This is a genomic window from Pelagibacterium mangrovi (assembly GCF_036662815.1).
In the GTDB taxonomy this organism is placed as follows: Bacteria; Pseudomonadota; Alphaproteobacteria; order Rhizobiales; family Devosiaceae; genus Pelagibacterium; species Pelagibacterium mangrovi.
In genome coordinates this window covers 317710-339202 of record NZ_JBAFXA010000001.1, presented here as the reverse complement: position 1 = coordinate 339202, position 21493 = coordinate 317710, and the positions used below count along the sequence as shown (strand labels likewise).

The 21493-nt window shown below is 61.7% G+C and carries 15 protein-coding genes, 2 tRNA genes and 2 pseudogenes; 13 read left to right on the top strand and 6 right to left on the bottom strand.

Annotation, left to right across the window (positions count from 1 at the left end; genetic code table 11):
* Position 1 precedes the first annotated feature (1 nt).
* The gene (locus V4T21_RS01655; protein ID WP_332712120.1) at positions 2 to 946 is read right to left on the bottom strand and encodes an ABC transporter substrate-binding protein; all 945 of its coding nucleotides are present in this window, start codon (positions 944 to 946) and stop codon (positions 2 to 4) included.
* A 325-nt stretch (positions 947 to 1271) separates the two neighbouring features.
* On the opposite strand from V4T21_RS01655, the gene V4T21_RS01650 reads away from it, so the two are divergent.
* The 7 genes and pseudogenes from V4T21_RS01650 (at position 1272) to V4T21_RS01625 (ending at position 8233) form a co-directional block, all read left to right on the top strand.
* Positions 1272 to 3515 (top strand): TonB-dependent hemoglobin/transferrin/lactoferrin family receptor, encoded by a 2244-nt coding sequence (locus V4T21_RS01650; RefSeq protein ID WP_332712117.1) that lies wholly within the window; start codon positions 1272 to 1274, stop codon positions 3513 to 3515.
* A 53-nt stretch (positions 3516 to 3568) separates the two neighbouring features.
* Positions 3569 to 4594, top strand: a pseudogene (locus V4T21_RS19135) (SbmA/BacA-like family transporter); the annotation flags it as partial.
* Between the two features lie 126 nt (positions 4595 to 4720).
* A pseudogene (locus tag V4T21_RS19130) lies at positions 4721 to 5140 on the top strand (ATP-binding cassette domain-containing protein); the annotation flags it as partial.
* 161 nt (positions 5141 to 5301) lie between these two features.
* Positions 5302 to 6009 carry a hypothetical protein gene (locus V4T21_RS01640; RefSeq protein ID WP_332712111.1) on the top strand — a complete coding sequence of 236 codons (708 nt, stop codon included), beginning with the start codon at positions 5302 to 5304 and terminating at the stop codon, positions 6007 to 6009.
* Positions 6006 to 6869 carry a ChaN family lipoprotein gene (locus V4T21_RS01635; protein WP_332712108.1) on the top strand — a complete coding sequence of 288 codons (864 nt, stop codon included), beginning with the start codon at positions 6006 to 6008 and terminating at the stop codon, positions 6867 to 6869. Before V4T21_RS01640 ends, V4T21_RS01635 begins: the two co-directional genes overlap by 4 nt.
* On the top strand, positions 6862 to 7392 hold the full coding sequence (locus V4T21_RS01630) for an invasion associated locus B family protein (protein WP_332712106.1): 531 nt from the start codon (positions 6862 to 6864) through the stop codon (positions 7390 to 7392). The genes V4T21_RS01635 and V4T21_RS01630 overlap by 8 nt, the downstream gene beginning before the upstream one ends.
* Before the next feature lie 91 nt (positions 7393 to 7483).
* Entirely contained in the window at positions 7484 to 8233 is a 750-nt protein-coding gene (locus tag V4T21_RS01625) for a siderophore-interacting protein (RefSeq protein WP_332712103.1), read from the top strand.
* Positions 8234 to 8344: 111 nt separating this feature from the next.
* Here the strand turns inward: V4T21_RS01625 and V4T21_RS01620 are convergent.
* The 3 genes from V4T21_RS01620 to cpdR form a co-directional block, all read right to left on the bottom strand.
* Positions 8345 to 8419, bottom strand: a tRNA-Val gene (locus V4T21_RS01620).
* Between the two features lie 79 nt (positions 8420 to 8498).
* Positions 8499 to 8573 (bottom strand) — tRNA-Val (locus tag V4T21_RS01615).
* Between the two features lie 124 nt (positions 8574 to 8697).
* Positions 8698 to 9057 (bottom strand): cell cycle two-component system response regulator CpdR, encoded by a 360-nt coding sequence (gene cpdR / locus V4T21_RS01610; RefSeq protein ID WP_309160010.1) that lies wholly within the window; start codon positions 9055 to 9057, stop codon positions 8698 to 8700.
* A 195-nt stretch (positions 9058 to 9252) separates the two neighbouring features.
* Between cpdR and V4T21_RS01605 the strand changes: the two genes are divergently transcribed.
* Both V4T21_RS01605 and hisN read left to right on the top strand, forming a co-directional pair.
* Positions 9253 to 10134, top strand: coding sequence for an N-formylglutamate amidohydrolase (locus V4T21_RS01605; RefSeq protein WP_332712089.1), 882 nt, complete (start codon positions 9253 to 9255; stop codon positions 10132 to 10134).
* Between the two features lie 287 nt (positions 10135 to 10421).
* Positions 10422 to 11237, top strand: coding sequence for a histidinol-phosphatase (hisN, locus tag V4T21_RS01600; RefSeq protein ID WP_332712086.1), 816 nt, complete (start codon positions 10422 to 10424; stop codon positions 11235 to 11237).
* Positions 11238 to 11240: 3 nt separating this feature from the next.
* On the opposite strand, the gene V4T21_RS01595 is transcribed toward hisN, so the two are convergent.
* Complete coding sequence (locus V4T21_RS01595; protein ID WP_332712697.1) at positions 11241 to 12209, bottom strand: alpha/beta hydrolase; 969 nt, start codon at positions 12207 to 12209, stop codon at positions 11241 to 11243.
* A gap of 386 nt (positions 12210 to 12595) precedes the next feature.
* Here V4T21_RS01595 and V4T21_RS01590 point away from each other — a divergent pair, with 386 nt between their 5' ends.
* The 4 genes from V4T21_RS01590 to V4T21_RS01575 all read left to right on the top strand — a co-directional run bounded on the left by V4T21_RS01590 (position 12596) and on the right by V4T21_RS01575 (position 20291).
* Positions 12596 to 13051, top strand: a complete 456-nt coding sequence (locus V4T21_RS01590) for an Hsp20 family protein (RefSeq protein WP_332712083.1) — start codon at positions 12596 to 12598, stop codon at positions 13049 to 13051.
* Positions 13052 to 13175: 124 nt separating this feature from the next.
* Positions 13176 to 13655 (top strand): DNA starvation/stationary phase protection protein Dps, encoded by a 480-nt coding sequence (gene dps / locus V4T21_RS01585; RefSeq protein ID WP_332712080.1) that lies wholly within the window; start codon positions 13176 to 13178, stop codon positions 13653 to 13655.
* 490 nt (positions 13656 to 14145) lie between these two features.
* Entirely contained in the window at positions 14146 to 18852 is a 4707-nt protein-coding gene (gltB, locus tag V4T21_RS01580) for a glutamate synthase large subunit (RefSeq protein WP_332712694.1), read from the top strand.
* 14 nt (positions 18853 to 18866) lie between these two features.
* Positions 18867 to 20291 carry a glutamate synthase subunit beta gene (locus tag V4T21_RS01575; RefSeq protein WP_332712078.1) on the top strand — a complete coding sequence of 475 codons (1425 nt, stop codon included), beginning with the start codon at positions 18867 to 18869 and terminating at the stop codon, positions 20289 to 20291.
* Positions 20292 to 20328: 37 nt separating this feature from the next.
* Here V4T21_RS01575 and V4T21_RS01570 read toward each other — a convergent pair whose 3' ends face one another.
* Positions 20329 to 21489 carry an SGNH/GDSL hydrolase family protein gene (locus V4T21_RS01570; protein WP_332712075.1) on the bottom strand — a complete coding sequence of 387 codons (1161 nt, stop codon included), beginning with the start codon at positions 21487 to 21489 and terminating at the stop codon, positions 20329 to 20331.
* Positions 21490 to 21493 lie beyond the last annotated feature (4 nt).

Genomic DNA, 21493 nt, shown 5'->3' with positions numbered 1-21493 from the left:
CTTATTCAATCTCGGCGGAGAGTTCTTCCAGCGCAGCCTCGAAGCTGTCGAGGAGGTAGAAGGCGTTCGTGTATCCAGCTATCGCCACAGTGCCGATCGGGAATTCCCTGCCCTGTGCAACGGCCGGAACACGCTGATAGACATCGAGAGCACGGATTTCGGCTACGGGGTCGACGGGCGTATCGCGATGATCGGTGGAATGGAAAACGATCGCGGCATCGCCAAGGACGGGCCCGATCTGCTCAAGGCTGATTTGAGGTTCTGAATCCTCGTACGGGACAGCCTCCACACCATCGGCAAATATCGCTCCCGTGGGCAGAAGAACCGAACCTGCCGTCGATTGAGAGGCATAGATCGCCGGCGCAGTAGCGTCCCAGCTCGACCAGACGGCAATGGGATGTTCGGCCAGGAAATCGCCATAACGGTCGGCGATCCGCGCCTGGCGCTCGGCCAATTCGTCCTCCAACTCCTGCCAGCGCTCCAATGCGCCGACGGCATCCGCAATCTGATATACCCTGTTTTGCCAATCGCTTCGGTCGGCTCCCCGGACGCCGACGATGACGACCGGGGCGATCTGGCGCAGTTTCTCGACAACGTCGTCGGGCGCGGCATTGGTCTCGAAGATCAGGTCAGGCTCAAGCGCCGCAATCGCCTCGATATTGGCTTCACCGCCGGCAATCACCACGGGGATGTCCTTGACCCGCTCCCAGACGTCGAGGGCGATCTGATTTTCCGCAAAAGCTCGCGTGCCGACCGGCACGAACCCAAGCTCGACCAGGGGAAGCGCCGCCACTGTATGTGTAGCAACGATTCGAGACGGATCGGTGGGGACCTCCACGTCTCCAAACGAGGTTTCCAGCAATCGGGTCTGGGCCTGTGCGGGCGCAGTCAGGGACAGTACGATTGCGGCAAGGAGGATGCCTGTGCGGCTGGCGATCGATAGCATGGCCTGGGCTTCATGGGTACTGGTTTACGACGGCCCACACAAAACATGATTATATTCATCAAGTAAATGGGCGGTCGTAACCGCCGAGCCCATCCGAATGGCCGCTCAGGCTCGCCTTGGTGTGCCCGAAAGCCCCTCGCAAATAATATTGACTCCTTTAGTCATGTTAAATACATGCTTGCCCGAGCGCAGCCAGCAAAGAGTTCCTCACCTAGCCAGCCCCGCCAATAATTTCAATTTTCGGGGGTTCCAGATGGTCCGACTCTTTCCGTCGGCGGAACGTGCTGGAGCACGTCCGCTAAGCCAGTTTTCAAGCGCCGCCTTGTTGGCAAGCACGATCTTCGTAGGCCTGGGTGGTTCAGCCACGGCTCAGACGCAGCCCGGCGTCGAACTTACGGCGACACAGGGCATCATGCTCGACCGGCTTGTCATCACCGCAACGCGAGACGCGCGGCGCGTGCTCGACGTGCCCGCAACGGTGACGGTGATCGGTTCCGAAGAGATCGAGGATCGCCTGGTTCGCGACATCCAGGACCTCGTGCGTCACGAACCCGGCGTCTCTGTCGATCGCCAGACCTCGCTCACCAATCCGTTCGGACAACTCACCAGCTTCTCCATTCGCGGCATGAGCGGCAACCGCGTGCAGATGATGGTCGACGGCTCGCGCATCCAGGAGCGGATCACCGATGGCAGCCGCGATTTCGTCGATCCGTGGAATCTGCAGGCTGTCGAAATCGTGCGCGGCCCCAACTCCGTGCTTTGGGGCGCCGACGCCCTGGGCGGCACCGTCGCCTTCCGCACGCGCAGCCCGGCCGATCTGCTCGATGGCGGCGACAAGAACTGGGCGCTCGAAATCCGGACCGCCTTCGACAGCTTCGACAATTCCTGGCGCAAGCAGGTCACCGGCGCCTATGATTTCGGTGCCATCCAGGTGCTGGGCAGCTTCGGGCATCTGTCGGCCAGCGAGCCGCGCCTCGCCAATGCCGATCCCGATGGCGGCCCGTGGGACTGTCCGCGTCCCGATTATTTCCGCTGCGACCAGCTCTTCCCCACCGACACCAGCGCCTACAACGCCCTGGTCAAGGCGGTGATCACGCCCAATGCCGATCACCAGTTCACCCTGACGGGCGAGTTCTTCGACCGCAATTCCACGATCGAGCAGATCTGGGATTCGAGCGCGGCGATGTTCGGCTATAGCAGCGACGATTATCCGCGTTCGCTCGATATGGAACGGTATCGGATCGCTCTCGAACACGATTGGCAGGTCAATGCCGGCTGGCTCGACAGCGTCGAATGGCAGGTGAGCTATTCCCCCCAAAGCCGGGTTATGGAAAGCACCCAATACCGCACCTACCCGACGCGCTCGGAAACCCGCTTCCAGCTTCGCGAGTATAGCGAGACGTTCCTCGAAGGCGATTTGCAACTCGTTTCCTCGTTCGATCTGGGCGCGACCTCGCACACGTTGACCTATGGTTTCGATGGCGATTTCACGCCCAGCAACTACGAGGGACGCAACGAGACCTGGCGCTCCGATACCGGTGAGACGGTGATCGCCGAAAACCAGGGCTTCTCCTTCCCCAAGGTCGAGACGACGAGAGCCGACTTCTTTATTCAGGATGAAATCACGGCGCTGGACGACCGCTTGACCATCACGCCAGGCCTGCGGATCGCCAATTATTACATCGATCCGGATCCGGACTACCTGAGCCTTCCCGGCTATACGCCTGAAGCGATCAGCAGCACCGAACTCATCAAGAAGCTTTCGCTTCAATACCAGCTTACCGACGAGTTCTCGGTCTATGCCGCTTATGGCGAAGGCTTCAAGATGCCCAGCGCGCAGCAGCTCTTCCAGTCGAGCACCGGCATTGGAAACACGGGGTTCGTGGACATCGTGCCGAACCCAGATCTCCGGCCGGAATCGGTCCAGAACTACGAGATCGGCCTGCGCGGAGAATTCGACCGCGGCTGGTTCTCGGTCTCCGGTTTCTATGCCGACTACAGCGATTTCATCCGCGGCCTTCAGCCCTACCCCGGCGCTCCGCTCACCCCGGATGGCGAACCGAGCATCTATTATTCGGACAACGTGGAATCGGTCGAAATTTTCGGTATCGAGTTCGGTGGCGAATACGAGGTTTATGACAACATCTTTGCCTCTGCCAACGTTACCTGGCAGCATGGCACGCAACAGGTGAACTCGGGCGCCGACACGACGCCGTTCGATGGAGCCGTTCCGCTCACCGCAGTGCTCGGCGTGCGCTATGAAATGCCCGAATATGGCCTCGATTTCGAGCTTCTGGGCACCTTAGCCGCCGGCCCGAGCGAGCGTTCCGATCCCGATGCCTTCCTGCCCGATGGCTACGCGCTGCTCGACGGTTACGTGACCTGGCAGCCCAGCGAGAATTTGGAGTTCAACTTCGGCATCGAGAACATTTTCGATACCAAATACTACCCCAACACGCTGACCGGCTACGCCAACACCGCGCCCTCGTCGGTGCAGGGGGTCAATCCCGTCGAACTGCAGACCGGCCCGGGCCGCACCTTCAAGGTCGGCGCCACGGTCCGCTTCTAAGGCGATGGCGGAGGGCGCTCCGGCGCCCTCCCCTTGAAAACGGGGACATCGAAATGGCTCGTATATTTGGCCAGTTCTGGCGCCTTATGCAGCTTTGCCTTTCCGGACAGGGCGGCAAGTTCGGCATTTTCCTTTTTGCGGTCGTCGTCGCCCTCGATCTGGGCGGAATCTACGCAACGATCCGCATCGTGGAATGGACGGGCGCGTTCTACGGTGCGCTGGAAGCCATGGATGGGGCCGAAGCGGTTTGGCAAGTTGGTGTCTTCGGCATCATCGTCGCGCTCAACTCCATCCGCCACCTTTCGGCGCAATGGGTCCGCAAGCAGCTTGAAATGCTCTGGCGCCGCACGTTGACCGATGGCGCTCTCGATATCTGGCTGGCCAATCGCGCTTACTGGACCCTGGCCCATGGCTCGGAGACTGATCCCGACCGGCAATTGCTCGACAACCCCGATCAGCGCATCGCGGAAGATTGTCGGCTGTTTCTCACCGGGCTGTTGGGCGAAGCGCTCGACCTCATTGGGCGGATCGTGGGGCTGTTTTCGTATCTCGTTCTCCTCTGGGGGTTGGCCAGCTTCCCGCTTTCGCTCGCTCCCATCGGGATCGATATCGAAATCCCGCACTATATGATTTGGGCCGCGTTCCTTTATGTCGCGCTCTCGAGCCTGCTCACCCATGTGTTGGGCTATCCACTCAAGGGTCTGCTTGTCGAACAGCAGCGGCGCGAAGCGGACTTCCGCTTTGCCCTCGCCCGGCTGCGCTCCAACACCGACGAGGTCGCCCTATTACGCGGTGAACGCGCCGAACGCGGCATCTTCGACAATCGTTTCGGCGCCATCATCTCCAATTGGCGCCAACTGGTGAACCGCGAACTGATCCTTGGCTGCTTCACCTACCCATTCAACCATTCGGTGCTCCGCATTCCCCTGTTCGTGGCCCTGCCCGGCTATCTCGCCAGACACGTTGCCTTTGGCGGACTCATGCAACTCAGCACCGCGTTTTCCAGCGTCGTCACCAGCCTTGCATGGTTCATCTTCTCCTACCGGAGTCTTGCCGATCTGGTCGCGGCCTCCTCGCGTCTCGATAATTTTCTCGACGCCGCCAAGAAAGCCGGCGGAAATGCCGGCGCTATCGAACACGATCGCTCGCCCAATTCAGGGCTTTCTTCAAACGGCCTGACGCTCTCGACGCCGGACGGCCAACAGATGCTGAAGGTTTCCGATCTCGATATCGCGCCGGGCGAAACCATCTGGCTTCGTGGCACTTCGGGTCTTGGCAAGACGACCTTGCTCAAGACCTTGGCCGGCGTCTGGCCGTATGGCTCGGGATCGGTGCTTTCGCCAGAGGCATCGACCCTCTTTCTACCGCAGCGCCCCTATTTCCCCACCGGCAGCGTCCGGGATGCTCTCTCCTACCCCCGATCGATCGAGGACTTCGAACCACAAGACCTCGACGCTGCCCTGGCAAAGGTGGGTCTCACGCAAATCGCTGATGCGAAGTCCACGCAATCGGACCACGGGCTGTCTGGCGGCGAACAGCAAAGGCTCGCATTGGCGCGCCTGCTGCTGCAGCGGCCCCAATGGGCCCTGCTCGACGAGCCGACTTCGGCTCTGGACACTAGGGCTGAAACAGATCTTTTCGCGATGCTGCGTCGTGAATTGCCGCAAACCACTTTCGTCATCATTGCCCATCGGCAACCCAAAGGGCTCGACGAGGTTCGCGTGATCGACCTCGACATCCCTTCGCAATCGACTTCCTCCACCCCTCACAAGGACCTCGTTCCCGCATGACCACCAACCGCCGCGAACGTCTATCGGTTTCACCCGCCTCCGTTATTTACACGCTCCCTGCCATCGGGCGGCTGATGATTACCGCCAAAAACGGCGGCGCGACGCATGAACGTATCGGCGTCATCGAATCCGTTTCGGCCGATGCTGGTTGGCTTGTCTGCTCAGGCGCCGAGCATGACAGCCGGATCGATCCCCGGGCGATCACCGACATCATCGTCGACCGCACCAGCATCATGGGCGACCAGGCCTATCCCCGCATCGACTTTCTGGGCGGCGAAGAGGTCCTTTTCTCCGTTGTGGGATTTGGCGGGCTCGAGCCCTTCGATGCGGCCCTTGCCCAATTCGGCTCGGGAGAGGCCCTGCCTGAGCAACCCCGGCAGCCTCGCGGTGAACGCCAGGAAGCCAGCCTTGAGGACGTGGGAGCAAAGCCCCTTTCCAGGGCACTGGAAGACGGCGAGCCTGTCTCCATCAGCTTTCGCCGGAAAGGTTTCGAGCAGCGCTGGGCCGGTATTGTCGAGCGGGTCAACCCGGCGATGGGTTTCATCAACGTTACGCGTCCCGATTTCCATCTTCATCTGCGCTGTGGCGCAGTTTCCCGCTGGCAGGAAGGCGAAAATGGCTCGACGCTCGCCGCTCTCGGCGAGGATCAGATGCCGATTGGCCTTGTCATCTCCGCGCAGACAGAAGACACACCCCGCCCATGACCTCCGCCCATATTGTCGGCACATGGCGCGATGGGATCAGCGGAGAGACCCTCGCCCACCACGAACTGATCGCAAGGGTCGCCCGAAATCGCGCCGTCCTGCTGGGCGAAACCCATGATCGCTACGACATCCATCGCTGGCAGCTTGCCGTCTGCGCAAGCCTTCTGACATACCGCGCCGACATTGCCGTGGGCTTCGAGATGTTTCCCCGCCGCGTGCAACCGGTGCTCGACCGCTGGGTGGCCGGAAACCTGAGCACCGTCGATTTCTTGGCGCAAGCCGAGTGGGAAACGGTCTGGCGTTTCGATCCGGCCCTCTACATGCCGCTGTTCGATTTCTGCCGCGAATTCGGTCTCCCCATGCTGGCCCTCAATTGCGAGCGACCGCTGGTCACCCGAGTCGGCAAGGAGGGCTGGGATGCGATCCCCGAGGATGAGCGGGACGGCCTGACGCCAGCCGTTCCAGCCAGTACCGCTCACCGGCAGCACCTCTTCGAATTAACGCGCGGCGGAACCGTCGGCAGGGGTTCGGGCGCAGTCTCGGCCGACGATCCGGCCTTCGATCGCTTCGTACGCTCCCAACAGACCTGGGACCGTGCTTTCGCATGCAACATCGCCAAGGCGCTCGAGGCGGGTAAAGCCGGACTTGTCATCGGCATCATAGGCCGTGGACATATGGAATATGGCCACGGCACACCGTTTCAGCTTGCTCATCTCGGCATAACCGACACGGCAGTTTTGCTGCCCTCTGACGCCGAGCGGTTTTCGCCGATGACACCACCGATCGCAGACGCTGTCTTCCGGCTTCCTCCATTTGCGCCCGCCGCCTCCAACACACCAAAGGCTTCCTCCAATGACTAACCGCATCTTCGTTGTCTTTGCAGCGCTCGGTCTCGCTCTATCCCCCGCAACCGCCCAGCAGCCAGCCGGATTGCCCGGCGGCGCTCAGTCGTTGATCGAAGAGCATGGCGATTGGACAGTGTCCTGCCGCACGCAAGATGCCGAAAAGCTATGCATTCTGGCTCAAACCCTGGCCGACAGCGGCACCGGTCGCCCGGTTGTGTCCGTCGAGCTGGCAACGCCGGCAATCGACCGCATCGAAGGCATGCTGCTCCTGCCATTCGGTATGCAACTGGCCAATGGAATTCAGATCGCGGTTGATGGGAACGATCTTGGCGATCGCCAACCGTTCCTCGCCTGCATTGCAACAGGCTGCCTTGTGCCCGTCGTGTTCGACGCAAGCCAGGCCAGCCGCCTGCGCGCCGGAACCGAAATGACGCTATCCGGGGTCGCCGCCGGCACCAATGAGCCAATGGAACTGGCTATTTCTCTTATGGGCTTTTCGCGCGCCGCAAATCGATCGGTGGAGTTGGGTCAGTCCTAGGATGGCATTTCGCTAGCCAGCCACCATATGTTGGAATGCTTTCGACGCATAAACAGGCCCAAATCGGGGCGAAACGAAAAGGAGACTGTCGATGGTCCGCCAACTGCGCGTTTTTGAGGTTCGCGAAACAGGCTTTGTCACGCCCAACATGTTTCGCGTGCGATTTGGCGGGGACGACGTCACCAATTTCCCCCCTGAGTTCGCTGGCGGCTACCTCAAATTGCGTATTCCGGTCGGCGAAGACACGGCAACGCGGACATATACCATCAGGAACCAGGGCGCAGACTTCATCGACGTCGATTTTGCGCTCCATGGCTCCAGCGGGCACGCCGGCCTCGCCACGGCCTGGGCACTCGCGGCAAAGAGTGGCGACCGATTGGAGGTCGGCGGCCCTGGCCCGGTCAAACCTTTGCCGGCAGGAAATGGTCGCTACATCGTAGCCGGCGACATGACGGCGTTACCGGCGATTTCGGTCAACCTGGAAGCCTTGGGACCTGACGCACAATGCGACGCCTTTCTTGAAATCCAGGCTGAAGGGGACATCCAAAACCTCACGGCGTCGGATAACGTCAGGACCCATTGGCTGGTCAATCCCACCCCCGGCAGCAACGACAGATTGCTTGCCGATTCAATCCGCAATCTGGATTGGCCTGCCGATCTGACATACGCTTGGGTGGCAACCGAGTTTGACGCTATGCGCAATCTCCGCAAATACCTGCGAGAAGAACGCGCGCTCGGCCCGGACCGCCTCTACATTTCCAGCTACTGGAAACGCGGGTTGGTCGAAGACGACCACCGGGCCGTTAAGAGTGCCGACACAGCGGCCGAAGTGGTGGCGTAGCGGTAAACGCTCATTGCGGGCCATAACCAATCTTCGCAGCAACCGATAATCATCGGTTTCTGGACTAGAGCAGAATCAATTCAAAATATCGTTCGGAATCAATAAGATAAATGGTGGGTGTGACAGGGATTGAACCTGTGACCCCTGCCGTGTGAAGGCAGTGCTCTCCCGCTGAGCTACACACCCGCTCGACATATCCGTCCCGATGGGTCGGTGCCGGCAGAAAAGCCCCTTGGGGGCGCCCCGACGGAACGGGGTGAGAGGATGGTGGGCGTAACTGGGATTGAACCAGTGACCCCTACGATGTCAACGTAGTGCTCTCCCGCTGAGCTATACGCCCATACTCTCGTTACCGTTCCGCCAGCGGCGGAGCGATGGGGCGGATACACCACGAAACGGCGGTCGGGGTCAACAGGTTTTTGCCGTTTTGTGACGCCCTTTCGGGAACGCCCGAAATCAGGCGCTCAGGCCGCCAGCAAGCGCTCGACTTCGCCCACCAGATCGCGCAGGTGGAAGGGCTTGGAAAGTACCGATGCACCCTTGGGGGCCTCGCTGTCGGGATTGAGCGCCACGGCCGCAAAGCCGGTGATGAACATCACTTTCAGGTCCGGATCGAGTTCGGTGGCGCGGCGCGCCAGTTCGATCCCGTCCATTTCCGGCATGACGATATCGGAAAGCAGAAGCGTGAACGGCTCCTCGCGCAGCCGTTCATAGGCTGACTTTCCATTGTCGAAAGCGACGACGTCATAGCCGGCATTCTTGAGCGCGCGGGTGAGAAACCGGCGCATGTCAGCATCGTCTTCAGCCAGCAAAATCCGGTTCATGATTGCCCTTCAGCGTCGTCCTGCATTCAATTTTCTCCGCCGTTTCCAGCGTGATTCGCATGTTTTACGAAACCGATGCCCCACGCAACAGTCACAATCGCGTCGCAAGCGGCCACTTTTGTGGACAAGCGTGCGCGGGCGGTGCAAACTGGCGAAATTGATCCGACATATCGTCAGCGCGGCTCGGGGTTATTCGTGCAATCAGACTATTCCGACAGACCTGCATTCGAAACCATCCGCCCACGCCGTCAGCTCGCTCCCATCGTGGTCAATTCGCCGCATTCGGGCCGCGACTATCCCCAGCGCTTCCTCAAGCTCTCCCGGCTCAACGAAACCACCATCCGGCATTCCGAAGACGCCTATGTCGACGAGATTTTCACGCGGGCGCCTCATATGGGCCTGCCCATGCTGCGCGCCAATTTTCCGCGTGCCTATCTCGACGTCAACCGCGAGCCCTATGAGCTCGACCCGCGCATGTTTCGCGAACGCTTGCCTGATCACTTCAACACGACCTCGCCTCGCATCGCGGCGGGGCTGGGCACCATCGCCCGCATTGTTTCTGAAAACCGCCCAATCTACCGCGAGCCGCTGACGCTCGAAGACGCGCTGATGCGCGTCGAGGGTATTTACAAGCCTTACCACAAGACCTTACAGACGCTTCTGAGCGAAACACTCGCCACCTTCGGCGTCGCGGTGCTGATCGACTGTCATTCCATGCCGCGCCTCAACCGGGGCGGCGACCGCTCGGCCCCCGATGTCGTGCTCGGAGACCGCTACGGCACGACCTGCGCGCCCGTCCTCGTCGATACCGTGGAAATGGTCTTTGCCGCCGCCGGGCTCAAGGTGGCCCGCAACCGCCCCTATGCGGGCGGCCACACGACCCGCACCTATGGCCGGCCGCAATATGGCATTCATGCGCTGCAGATCGAATTCTCGCGCCACCTCTATATGCACGAGCTGACGCTCGCCAAGCACCAGGGCTTTCCCCTCATGCAGCAATTGGCGGAAACCCTGCTCGCCGCGCTCGTGCGCTTCGACGCAGTCGCGCTGGCACGCACGCAGCTTGCAGCGGAATAATCATTTCCAATGAGGGAAAAAGAGTGGGCCGCTCTAGGCGGCCCCAGTCAAGGGAGGAAACATTGGCGACCCGGAACGGCGGAGCCGAAAAGAGTCACCAATCCATCATGCAATATCGTGCTTGAACCTTTTTTCGCCCGAACGCAAGCCTGCCTCATGCCTCGACCGCGCAATCGGCACACGCTGTTGCAAAAAGGAATCACTTCTGTAAACCCATTATTTACCAACGCGATTCCGGCCGCTGTCGGCCGACGATTGTTTCCTTCCCTGCAACGATTTGGTTCAAAATGACAATTTCGTCACCCGGCGCGCTCGACGAGGCAGCCATCGTCGAAACACTTCTCGCCTGCGCCCAGGCTGCCCGCCCGGTGACCCTGAGCCGCTTCCGCACCCAACTTGTTGTGGATAACAAGCTTGCCGAAGGGTTCGATCCGGTAACCGAAGCGGACCGAGAAGCTGAAATGGCCATTCGCGAAATCATCGCGACCCGTTTCCCCGATCACGGCATTATCGGCGAGGAATGGGACGCCAAGGCAACCGCAACGCCATACAACTGGATCATCGACCCCATCGATGGCACCCGGGCGTTTATCTCCGGCATTCCGGTCTGGGGCACCCTGATCGGCCTCACCCACCAAGGTCGGTCCATTGCCGGGCTGATGGAGCAGCCCTTCACCGGCGAGCGCTGGCTGGCCGTAGGCGGCAAACTGCGCCATTCGCGACACGAGGAAACCTTTCCTGCCTCGGTGAGCGACAGAACGCGCCTTTCCCAGGCGCGGGCCAGCACCACGACGCCCGACATGTTCAAAGGTCCGCATCTGGCGGCCTGGACGGCGGTGAGCTCGCGCGCCTTGCAGGTGCGCTATGGGCTCGATTGCTACGCCTATATGCTGCTTGCCGCCGGACATATCGATCTCGTCGTCGAAGCCGGGCTCAAGGATGTCGATATCGCTCCGCTGATCCCGATCATCGAGGCGGCGGGCGGCATCGCAACGACTTGGGATGGCGGACGGGCCGAAAAAGGCGGGACCTGCATAGCCGCCGCAACCCCCCAGCTCCATGACGAGGCCATGCGCGTCCTGCGCGAAGCGATGCTGGACTGAGAATTACCAGGACTGATCGGTCACGAACGCGTCGAACGCGGCAAAGAGCTGCGCGCGGATCGGATCGGCTTCCATGAACAGTTCATGCCGCGCCCCGGGGATCACGACGTGGTGCCCGGCGCGCAGCCTCAACCCCAACGCCTCGCTGGCCCGCGTTTCGACCACATTGTCGAGCGCCGCCGCGCAGATAAAGACCGGAATCTTGAGGTCGAGCGGAAAGCTGTCATCATTGGCCCGACGCATGGCGGCGAGCGAAGAGCCGATCCATCCCAGCGTCGGAAAGCCCACGAAAAGTTCGGGCCGCGCCGCAAGAATCTCGACACTGCGCATGTAGCGCGCCCTATCGGAAGTCAGCGGATTGCCCTCGAAGCGGCCCCCGCTTTGCGCCCTGTCTTCCCGCCGCCCGATCGGCAAGGCCGAAAGCCCCAAAAACCGTAGAGCATTGACCAGACGCGAAGACCATTTGAGCGAAAGCGGCAACCCGGGAAGGCCGAGCATGGGGGAAGAAAGAAACACCCGGTCGAACATCAGCCTGTCGCGGCACGCCGCGAGCAGGCCCACCAGCCCCCCGGTGGAATGGCCCACGAGATAGAAAGGCGGCGGGCAGTCGGGCAGCACGATCCCCGAATGGAAATCGCGCAGATCGGTCCAGTAGTCGTCGAAATTTTCAACATAACCCAGCCGCGGATTGGCCAGAAGCCGGTCCGAACCGCCCTGCCCGCGCAGATCGAAGGTCGCGACGGCAAAGCCGCGCTTCTGGAAATCTGCGATCGTTTCGAAATATTTTTCGATGAACTCCGTCCGCCCCTGCACCAGCACGATGGTCCCCCGTGCCACCTCGCCCAGCCGAGGGAAAAGGGCATAGCGCAGGCGCACCCCGTCGCTGGTCGTGAAATAGCCGACGCGGGCACCATGGGGGATCGGGCTGGATGGCAGATGAACCAGGCTGGGTTCGGCGGGCGTCTGGGCCATGTTCACCGGGCAAGTCTCCTTGAGAAGGCGCAAGGATAGCCAGTCGAGGTAAACGAGGCCAGAACGGAAGGGGGAATGGGTCGCAGACGCCGTTGCGGGGGGCGGTGAACGGCGCCTGCGCCCTGGCATGATCCCGTGTCGAGATCACATGCCCCGTTCTAACCCCGGGCGCCTGAACGCTGCCCGAGCGTCATATTCATATTCGGTTCAGCCGCGCCAAAACCGGTTTCCGGCCCGCCCCTTGAACCGGAAAATGCGGGCACCTATCTCAATCTTGTCCGCCGGATGACCCGGGGACGCCGCCGGCCCTTTCGCTTGCCAAAGATGGGAGCAATTCGCCGGCAGCAGAGAACGTGATTCTTGCTTTGTCTAGGAGAACACAGAAAATGCAACGTCTCGATTTTTCCCCCTTCTACCGCTCCACTGTCGGTTTCGACCGCCTGTTTTCGCGTCTCGACACCCTCGTCGGCGAGGACGCCAAGACCTACCCGCCCTACAATATCGAACGCACCGGTGACGACACCTATCGCGTCTCGATTGCCGTTGCGGGCTTTTCGTCCGGCGATATCGCCATCGAGACCAAGGAGAACAGCCTCCAGGTCAAGGGTTCCCGCACCGCCAACGGCAGCGAAAAACGCGAATTCCTCCATCGCGGCATCGCCGAGCGCGCCTTCGAGCTGCGCTTCCAGCTTGCCGAGCATGTAGAGGTTTCGGGCGCTTCGCTCGAAAACGGCCTGCTCCACATCGACCTCAAGCGCGAGATCCCCGAATCCAAACGTCCGCGCCAGATCGAAATCAAGGGCAACGGCACCCAGACCATCGAGGACAAGACGGTCAACTGATCGATCTCCCGTTCAAAACAAGGCGCGGCCCGCAAGGGCTGCGCCCGTTGTCTTGTTGGGAACCGCCCGCGACGATATGTGTTGAATGGTCGCTGGCTTGTTTTGAAAGCAAAGGATTTTTCAAATGGCTCTTCCTTCGATTTCCCTGGGTAAGGACGACAACGCCCGCAAGGCGGTGATCGATATCCTCAACGCTCGCCTCGCCGACGCCATCGATCTGGCACTCATCACCAAGCAGGCCCATTGGAACTTAAAGGGCGCCGATTTCATCGCCGTGCACGAAATGCTCGACCCCATGCGCGCCCAGCTCGATGATCACGTAGATACCATTGCCGAGCGCGTTGCCCAGCTTGACGGCATTGCGCTGGGCACCTCGCAGGTGGTGGCCAAAAAGACCAAGCTGGCCGAATATCCCACCGATATCCGCAAGACCAAGGATCACCTGACCGAACTGGCCAAGCGCTATGCAGCGCTCGCCAATCAGGTCCGCCAGGATATCGACGCGACCGACGAAGCGGGAGACGCCGACGCGGCCGACATCCTCACCGCCTTTTCCCGCGATCTCGACAAGAATTTGTGGTTCATCAAATCCCACCTCGAATAGAGCCTATGGTTCATCGGGAATTTGCAGGGCGCGTCGATCCGACGCGCCCTTTTGCTTTTTAGGTTCATTGTCCTAAAATGGCTGACCCGCCCTTGTCGCGGCGCAAAAAATCTGCCAATGTCGCGCCCCAAATTAGGGCAGCACTCCTGTCCATAATTGACAAAAGAACGGCAATCCGGCACAGACTGTGCTAGGAAGTCCCATGGACGCTTCGGTTCCGAAGCGGTCTGGACAGAAAATCGCAGGATCGACCGTCTCCCGGCCCGAACTGCGTCGCCAGCCCCGGCCCGCCCATTGATGTGGCGAAGCGGCGTGGCGGAACCCGATCGGGTTTTTGAGCGGCCATTTGGATGCAGTGCCGCTCCATACACAGAACCGGACCGCTCACCCGAGCCGTACATTGATCCTTGTACGACCCGAACGAGCGACCTGCACGGACGGCGCGAGAGCAACGTTCCGTTAACTTTGGCGAGGACTTTATATGGACCAAATGGACTTTAGTCATCTGGGGGCGGCTGCGCAGATTTCCGGTTCCACCGACATCAAACGCACCCGCCCCGGAGAAGGGCTCTACGATCCGGCCAATGAGCACGATGCCTGCGGCATCGGCATGATCGCCAACATCAAGAATAAATCCAGCCATGAAGTGGTCGAGAAGGGTCTTGAGATCCTCGAGAACCTCGAACACCGCGGTGCGGTCGGCGCCGACCCCCTGATGGGCGACGGCGCGGGGATACTGGTTCAGGTCCCGCACGCATTCTTTCAGAAAACAACCGATTTCGATTTGCCGGAACGCGGCCACTACGCGCCGGTCATGATCTTTTACCCCAATGACGGGCTGCGCGATCGGTGCGCGGAACTGGTGCGCAAGACCATCGAGGCCGAAGGGCTGACGGTGCTCGGCAACCGCATCGTTCCGTTCGACAATTCCGCGCTTTCCGAAGGGGTTATCGCCACCCAGCCGATCATCGAGCAGATGTTCGTCGCACGCCCCGAAACGATCGATGATATCGATGCCTTCGAGCGCAAGCTGCTAATCGTGCGCAAGGTGATCTCCAACACCGTTTACGGCGAAATTCCCGAGGTGCAGGGCGACAACGGCTTCTACATCGTTTCGATGTCAGCCCGCACCATCGTCTATAAGGGGATGTTCCTGGCCGACCAGCTCGGCAAGTTCTATCCCGACCTGCACGACGCCGATTTCGAAAGCGCCATCGCGCTGGTCCACCAGCGGTTTTCCACCAACACCTTCCCTTCATGGAAGCTGGCTCACCCCTACCGGATGACTATCCACAATGGTGAAATCAACACCATTCGCGGCAACGTCAACTGGATGGCGGCGCGTCAGGCATCGGTCGCTTCCGACAAGTTCGGCGACGAGATTTCCAAGCTCTGGCCCATCTCCTATGAGGGCCAGTCCGATACGGCATGCTTCGACAACGCGCTCGAATTTCTTGTGCGCGGGGGCTACTCCCTGCCCCACGCGGCCATGATGCTGGTGCCCGAAGCCTGGGCCGGCAATACGCTGATGGATGAGGAACGCCGCGCGTTCTACGAATACCACGCCGCCCTGATGGAGCCCTGGGACGGCCCCGCCGCCATGTCCATGTCGGATGGCCGCTATGTCGTCGCCACCCTCGACCGCAACGGCCTGCGTCCGGCCCGCTATCTGGTGACGAAGGAAGGGCACGTCGTTCTCGCCTCGGAATCCGGCGTTCTCGACATTCCCGAAGAGGACGTGCTCGAACGCTGGCGCCTGCAGCCGGGCAAGATGCTGTTCATGGATCTCGAGGAAGGCCGCATCGTTTCCGACGATGAGATCAAGAAGGCCCTCGCCGCCAAGAACCCCTATGCGACCTGGCTCGCCAAGACCCAGATCGTGCTCGAGGATCTGCCCGAGACCGAGCCCAAGGCGCCGGCCACCACCGAAAGCCTTCTCGACCGCCTGCAAGCCTTCGGCTACACCCAGGAAGACGTCAAGCTCCTGATGGAGCCCATGGCCACCACCGGTCAGGAAGCCGTCGGCTCGATGGGCACCGATACCCCGCTGTCGGCGCTCTCGGACAAACCCAAGCTGCTCTATACCTATTTCAAGCAGAACTTCGCGCAGGTCACCAACCCGCCCATCGATCCGATCCGCGAGGAATCGGTGATGAGCCTTGTGTCGTTCATCGGCCCGCGCCCCAATCTGTTCGATCTCGAGGGCCTGTCGACCGTCAAACGCCTCGAAGTGCGCCAGCCGATCCTCACCAATGAGGATCTCGAAAAGATCCGCGCGCTCGGAGACATGGCCGACAACCAGTTCCATACGGCAACCCTCGACATCACCTATGATGCCGCCAAGGGCACTGCCGGCATGGAAGCGGCTCTCGATGCGCTCTGCGAACGCGCCGAGCAGGCCGTCACCAACGGCTACAACATCATCATCTTGTCGGACCGCCTGGTTTCGGCCAACCGCATCGCGATCCCCGCGCTGCTGGCAACGGCGGCCGTGCACCATCACCTGATCCGCAAGGGGCTTCGCACCTCTTCGGGTCTGGTGGTGGAAACCGGCGAGGCCCGCGAAGTCCATCATTTCGCGGTACTGGCCGGCTATGGCGCCGAGGCCATCAACCCCTACCTCGCCTTCGAAGCCCTCGCAGCGCTCCACAATGAGGAGGAATTCCCCTCCGAAGTGGATTCAAACGAAGTCATCTACCGCTACATCAAATCGGTGGGTAAGGGACTGCTCAAGATCATGTCCAAGATGGGCATATCGACCTACCAGTCCTATTGCGGCGCGCAGATTTTCGACGCCGTCGGGCTTTCGACCCAGTTCATCAAGCGCTTCTTCTTTGGTACCGCGACGACCATCGAGGGCGTCGGCCTTCCCGAGGTCGCCGAGGAAACCCTGCGCCGGCACACGCTGGCTTTTTCCGACGACGCCGTGCTGCGCAAATCGCTCGAAGTGGGCGGCGAATACGCCTACCGCATCCGGGGCGAAGCCCATGCCTGGGGTCCCAACACCATCGCCGACCTCCAGCACGCAGTGCGCTTGAAGGACGAGACGCCGGAAACGGCGCAGGAGCGTTACAACGCCTTCGCCCGCGCGGCCAATGGCGAAAATGCGCAGCGGCTTTCGATCCGTTCGCTCTTCACCATCAAGCCGCTCGGCGCTTCGGTCGATATTTCGGAAGTGGAATCGGCAGAGGCCATCGTCCGGCGCTTTTCGACCGGCGCGATGAGCTTTGGATCGATCTCGCGAGAGGCGCACACCACCCTCGCCATGGCCATGAACCGCATCGGCGGCAAGTCCAACACCGGCGAAGGCGGCGAGGACCCCGAGCGCTTCAAGCCGCTGCCCGATGGGTCGATGAACCCGCAACGCTCGGCCATCAAGCAGATCGCCTCGGGCCGCTTCGGCGTCACGACCGAATATCTGGTCAACGCCGATATGCTCCAGATCAAGGTCGCCCAGGGCGCCAAGCCCGGCGAAGGCGGGCAGTTGCCCGGCCACAAGGTCGACTGGGTCGTCGCCAAGACGCGCCATTCGACCCCCGGCGTGGGCCTCATCTCGCCCCCGCCGCACCACGACATCTATTCGATCGAAGATCTGGCTCAGCTGATCTACGATCTCAAGAACGTCAATCCCGAGGCCGATGTTTCGGTTAAGCTCGTCTCCGAAGTCGGCGTCGGCACCGTTGCCGCTGGCGTCGCCAAGGCGCGTGCCGACCACATCACCATTTCCGGCTATGACGGGGGCACCGGCGCGGCTCCGTTGACCTCCCTCAAGCATGCCGGCGGACCGTGGGAAATCGGCCTTGCCGAAACCCACCAGACCCTCGTCCTCAACCGCCTGCGCTCGCGCGTGGCGCTGCAGGTCGATGGTGGCTTCCGCACCGGTAGAGACGTTTTGATCGGCGCGCTGCTGGGCGCCGACGAATACGGCTTTGCCACCGCACCGTTGATCGCGGCCGGCTGCATCATGATGCGCAAATGCCATCTCAACACCTGCCCGGTGGGCATCGCGACGCAGGACCCCGTCCTGCGCAAGCGCTTCAAGGGCACGCCCGAGCATGTCATCAATTATTTCTTCTTCGTGGCCGAGGAATTGAGACAGCTTCTGGCGGAGATCGGCGCGCGCACGATCGACGAGATCATCGGGCGCTCGGACCTGCTCGATCAGACCCGGCTCGACGATCACTGGAAGGCCAAGGGGCTCGATTTCTCGAGACTCTTCCACAAGCCCGAGCCGATCGGCGGGGATTCGATCCATCACACCGAATTCCAGAACCATCACCTCGAAGCGGTGCTCGACCGTACGCTGATCGAAAAGGCCCGCGAGGCCATCGATACGCGCACGCCGACCCAGTTCGAAATGCCGATCCGTTCGCTCAACCGCTCCGCCGGGGCCATGCTCTCGGGCGAAGTCGCCAAGATCCACGGTCATAAGGGGCTTGCCGAGGACACCGTTTCGGTGACCTTCCGGGGCACCGCCGGCCAGAGCTTCGGGGCCTTCCTGGCCCGCGGCATCAGCTTCGATTTGATCGGAGACGGCAATGACTATGTGGGCAAGGGCCTTTCTGGCGGCCGCATCGTCATCCGTCCATCCGAAAAGGCCCGGATCGTGCCCGAGGAATCGATGATCGTCGGCAACACTGTGCTCTACGGTGCCGTCGAGGGCGAGTGCTATTTCCGGGGCGTGGCCGGCGAGCGTTTCGCCGTCCGCAATTCGGGCGCCGTCGCCGTTGTCGAGGGCACCGGCGACCATGGCTGCGAATACATGACCGGCGGTGTCGTCGTCGTCATCGGCAAGACCGGACGCAATTTCGCGGCGGGCATGTCGGGCGGCGTCGCCTATGTCCTCGATGAGGACGAGACGTTCCGCTCGCGCTGTAACCTCGCCATGGTCGATCTCGAGCCGGTGGCCGAGGAAGAAGAGCTGATGCGCAAGATCCACCACCATGGTGGCGACCTCGAATGGCATGGCCGCGTCGATGTTTCCGGCGACATGACTAAGCATGACGACGAGCGCCTGTTCCAGCTCGTGTCCAATCACCTGCACTATACTGGCTCGACGCGAGCCAAGCAGATCCTCGACCGTTGGGAGGAATACCGACCCAAATTCGTCAAGATCATGCCCGTCGAATACCGCCGGGCCATGCAGGAAATGGAAGATCTTCGCACGGGCCGCTCGCGCCCCAGTGCGGCCGAATAGGAAGGAGAAAGCCAATGGGCAAGGTTACGGGCTTTCTTGAAATCGATCGCCAGGAGCAGCGTTACGAGCCAGCCTCAGACCGCGTGCGCCATCACCACGAGTTCACCATCCCGCTCACCGAGCCGGAGGTGCGCAACCAGGCCGCGCGCTGCATGGATTGCGGCATCCCCTATTGCCACGGCGATACGGGCTGCCCGGTCCATAACCAGATTCCGGACTGGAACGATCTCGTTTACAATGACGACTGGGAAGAGGCCGCGCGCAATCTGCACTCGACCAACAATTTCCCCGAGTTTACCGGCCGCATCTGCCCCGCCCCGTGCGAGGAAGCCTGCACGCTGAACCTCGAGGACATGCCCGTCGCCATCAAAACCGTCGAACAGGCCATTGCCGACAAGGCCATTCGCGGTGGCTGGGTCCGCCCGCAGATCGCCGACAAAAAGACCGGCAGGAAGATCGCGATCGTCGGTGCCGGCCCGGCCGGTCTCGCCGCCGCCCAGCAGCTCGCCCGCGTCGGTCATGAGGTCCACGTCTATGAGCGCGAGCCCAACGCAGGTGGATTGCTTCGTTACGGCATCCCCGACTTCAAGATGGAAAAGCACCATATCGACTTCCGTCAGGCTCAGATGGAAGCGGAGGGTGTGATCTTCCATTTCGGGGAGAATATCGGCATCACCCGTCCGCTCTCCGAGCTTCGGGCCGGCCACGATGCCGTGCTGCTCTGCGGCGGCGCGGAGTTCCCACGCCATCCAGGTTGCGAAGGCACCGAGCATGCGGGCGTTCATTACGCCATGCCCTATCTGGTGCAGCAGAACCGCCGCAATGGCGGCGAGCCCGTCACCGACGAGCCGATCCTTGCCGCCGGCAAGAACGTCGTGGTGATCGGGGGCGGCGATACGGCATCGGACTGCGTGGGCACCGCCTTCCGCCAGGGCGCCATCTCCGTCACCCAGCTCGACATCCGCCCCCAGCCTCCGGTCAAGGAGGATAAGCTGACCTCCTGGCCCAATTGGGCGGTCAAGATGCGCACGTCCTCGTCCCAGGCAGAGGGCGCCAATCGCGAATTCCAGGCGGGCACCGTCGAGATCGTCGCCGACGAGCGTGGCCATGTCATCGGCGTCAACTGCGCCCGCGTCGGACGAGATCGTCAGCCCATCGAGGGCAGCGATTTTCTGCTGCCCGCCGATCTGGTGCTGATGGCCATCGGTTTTGCCCACCCGATCCATGACGGCATGCTCGACCAACTCGGCGCCAGGCTCGACAAACGCGGCAATCTGTTCGCTGATACCTTCAGCTACAAGACCACTGTCGATGGGGTTTATGCCGCCGGCGACATGCGGCGCGGCCAGTCGCTGGTCGTCTGGGCCATCCGCGAGGGCCGGCAGGCCGCGCGGGCCATCGATCTGGACCTGATGGGCACAACGACTCTGCCCCGATAATCGGGAAAACAGAACCCCGGAGCGATGCTCCGGGGTTTTATCTGCCTGCCGGGTTTTCCACGCCACCCGCCATTCGCCCCAACCCGAATGCATCGACCCGGCCCACCGGAGCCTCCAGCATGTCTTCGAGCGCGAACCCGCGCGCATCGGCCGTGGGTGTCCGGGCGACGACGAGCCCCCCAGCCCTTTGCGCCGCGCCACCCAGATCCTGAACCAGGCTGGCCATTTCCACCAGCCGCATCTGCTCAAGCCCCTGGAACGGCGGGCGGATCATGCTCGCCGCGTCGGTCCCCGCAAGCAGATCGGCAACCTCGGACGTGCTGCCCGAAAGGCTGACCCGACTCCCCTCGGTGGCAAGGGCCCTGTCGATATAAAAGGCGACCTTGTCGGCACCGGCGGCGGAAAAATGGATGCCGTCGCCCTTGCGCATGGCAACGATATTTCCGTTAAGATCAGGCCCGTCGGCGCTGTAGCCGCCATTCTCCCCCAGATAGCGGTCATAGGTCTCGACCCATTCGCCGCCCACAGCGCTCACCGCCGCTTTATGGATGGAGGAAATCTGCGCCATCGCCGCGCCATAGCTCGGCTGCTCCATGGGCGGAAGTTCGATCCAGACGATCTGCTTGCCCGCCGCACCGAGATCGCCCAGGAACGCATTGAGACGTTCGCGATAGGTGTTCCGCCAACCCTCGCTCAACGCCTCGGCGCCATTGAGCGCCTGCCGGTCGTTGATGCCGATGGCCACCACCGCGACGTCGAAACTATCAGCAATGATCTCATCCTCGATTGCTTCGTTCCAATCGAAGAAATCGTCCCGCACGAAGCCCGACGAGCCGACGGCGCTGTCGATCACCGCGATCTCGGGATTGTTGGCATAAAGCCGTTCGAGCGCGCGCGCCAGATCGACGCCTAGGGAATCGCCCATGACCATGATCCTGCGGGCGCTTTCCGATTTCTCCACCTCGGGCACCGCCACCGGCTGGGGAGCCGGTTGCCGCGCGGGCTGGGGCGCCGGCGCGGGCTGCGGCCTTGGCTGAGGCTGCGTCGCCGCCGGTGGCGGCGTGGGCTCGTCATCGCGTCCGAACAGAACCTCGAACAGCGTTCTCGTCGAGCGTTCCTGGGCGGCGAGGCTCGAAACGAGGCCGGCCGACAAGAGCACCAGCAGAACGGCACGAACGATGGTACGGGAAACCGACATACCG